The 2062-nt window shown below is 34.4% G+C and carries 4 protein-coding genes; 1 reads left to right on the forward strand and 3 read right to left on the reverse strand.

What is annotated here, in order from left to right:
• Positions 1–313 precede the first annotated feature (313 nt).
• From K737_RS05310 to K737_RS09625, 3 genes are all read right to left on the reverse strand, one after another.
• Positions 314–841 (reverse strand): MarR family transcriptional regulator, encoded by a 528-nt coding sequence (locus K737_RS05310; protein WP_006289691.1) that lies wholly within the window; start codon positions 839–841, stop codon positions 314–316.
• A 106-nt stretch (positions 842–947) separates the two neighbouring features.
• On the reverse strand, positions 948–1373 hold the full coding sequence (locus K737_RS10605; protein WP_006289694.1) for an IS1 family transposase: 426 nt from the start codon (positions 1371–1373) through the stop codon (positions 948–950).
• Positions 1374–1441: 68 nt separating this feature from the next.
• Positions 1442–1582: a helix-turn-helix domain-containing protein gene (locus K737_RS09625; protein WP_006289696.1), complete on the reverse strand. Its 141-nt coding sequence runs from the start codon at positions 1580–1582 to the stop codon at positions 1442–1444.
• 216 nt (positions 1583–1798) lie between these two features.
• On the opposite strand from K737_RS09625, the gene K737_RS11215 reads away from it, so the two are divergent.
• Positions 1799–2008 (forward strand): hypothetical protein, encoded by a 210-nt coding sequence (locus tag K737_RS11215; RefSeq protein WP_006289698.1) that lies wholly within the window; start codon positions 1799–1801, stop codon positions 2006–2008.
• Positions 2009–2062 lie beyond the last annotated feature (54 nt).

The following is a 2062-nucleotide window of genomic DNA, read 5'->3' on the forward strand; positions in this document are numbered from 1 at the left end:
TAATTTTGATGCGGATACCATTCTATTTAAGCGGTTTGTTATCCCCCTATGATATACTTCCCCTTTTCTTAAAAGGCAATCATTATATGCTTATTTAGCAATGGGAATTGGTATAGTGTGTTGAGTTTTTTAAGAAGATCCAGATTTTTAACAAAAAATAGAAGAAAAAGATTTTGGACTTAGGTTTAACCTTGCTTCTTCTATTTTATGATATAGCTCAGCTATATTACTGTTTCCAAAGAGAGGGATCTATGATTTATTTTAATTTCATCTTAGTTTTAGCTGTAGAAAGCATAACTTTTTCAGATTTTCCCTAGGGAAGCAGGTTCATCAGGTGTTCAATAGCATGAATAGAATGAAAAAGACTTTGGATTAATCCTGGACGATAATCTAATAAGCATTCTATACGATTTTTCACCTCTTTTGCTAAAATTTCTCCTGAAGAAGAAAGCGTTACCAAAATTTTTCTCTTGTCTTCTGTATGGGATTTTTTCTCAATTAACCCCTGTTTAGATAGTGCATTTAGTATATAGGAAGGGTTTAGTCCCCAATACCAATAATTAGAAATGATACGGTGAATGTAACATTCATCAGGCGATGTTTTAATATACAAATAAACCAGCAACAAAGCTTTTTCCGAAGAAAGCGCATAGGACTTAGAAATACAATGGCACGTAATATCTTTTAAGGCTCGATTAAGTTGAGCCAATTTAGAGAGAAAACTAAAGTAAACATTTAACGTTTCATGAGATGTTGCAAGGCGATCCTGTTCAATAAGCACAACCAATTTCCAGTCATGAGAAGGTTCATATATTTCACCTTTATTAAATATTTTTGTCAAAAAAATTTTGATTTTATAGAAGTATCAATATAATAAGAACTTTAAATTTTATATTTAATAATTGTAAACTCTTTTTTAACTGAGAGCACTTTATTAATTGAGGCCTTCAACCAAAGATAGCATGATTAATTTTCAATGTTTTATTAACGCGAAGTGCCGCAAAAATAAGCAGTGTTCCCTCTAGCATTTCAAGTGATCGTGTGTTTTTAAGGAGTTTTCGACGAAATCTCGCAAACCAATGGCATTGTCTAGCGTTATTTTGTTCTATGGAAAAGGTTTTATCTTTTTCCTGAAAGAGGCGGTTGCTTGGAATAATTTTATTAAAACCTGCCCAATGATCTTTGCAATAAAATAAAATTTTCCATTTTTTTAATCGTTCAAAAAGTCGTTTGAATGTTTGACTCAAGTGATCACCAAATTTCCAATCGAAGAGCTGTTTTCCAGCACGATCACAGACTTTAAAAATCCAAGCTTTAGAAATCCAAGCTTTAAAAATCCAAAATTTTTTGCTTCTTTTTTTAAATAATGCCAAAATTCATCGACTTCCTTGACAATACCTTTGTCTTCTGGGTATAGCTCAATTTTGGCGCATATCCTTGATTATAAGGTGCCCCCCCCTTCAAAACAGCGCGCGCTGACACCAAAACGCTGAGCAATTCGCTTCATTGAAAGTCCGCTTGCGTATAAAACGAGGGCTTTGAGCTTGTCTTTTTCGGGCACACCTCGTGAAATTTTTTCCATATTTTTACATTTGTACCGCTGCCCCCTCGAACGAAACCGCTTTTAAAGCAATCTTAACATTCACAAAATTTACATACAATCTTTTTTAGAGACTTTTAAAAGACTTCCTTTGCCAATTCTAACAAAAAATACAACGGAGCATAGTGTCACGGATACCCTAGTACATATTTTTCATGTGAAGGCTCACGCAGCAACTACACATGATACTGTTGCGAGATGCAAGGTTTTGACAAGGCGGGTGTAAAATATCTATCGATTAAAGGCGTATGCGCAGATACTGGTTTTTGTAAAACGTTTGAAGAGTTTGTTCAAAACATGTTGAAAAAGACCTTAGAAATTTCGGCACGTATTACGGCCAGATTGGGCAATTTTAGCGAAAGGGGGGGAAGAGAACATTTGATTGACTGGCTAAATCATTTTAGGTGATTAGCCAAGGAGTATGAAATAGACGTTCAATCGGAAAAACACGACGTTATGATC

Origin of the sequence: Holospora undulata HU1, from assembly GCF_000388175.3 — a bacterium.
GTDB lineage: Bacteria > Pseudomonadota > Alphaproteobacteria > Holosporales > Holosporaceae > Holospora > Holospora undulata_A.

Bases quoted from the DNA above. Each gene is read 5' to 3' on its own strand.
- K737_RS09625 (WP_006289696.1), bottom strand. From the start codon at position 1,582: ATGGAAAAAATTTCACGAGGTGTGCCCGAAAAAGACAAGCTCAAAGCC.
- K737_RS11215 (WP_006289698.1), top strand. From the start codon at position 1,799: ATGCAAGGTTTTGACAAGGCGGGTGTAAAATATCTATCGATTAAAGGC.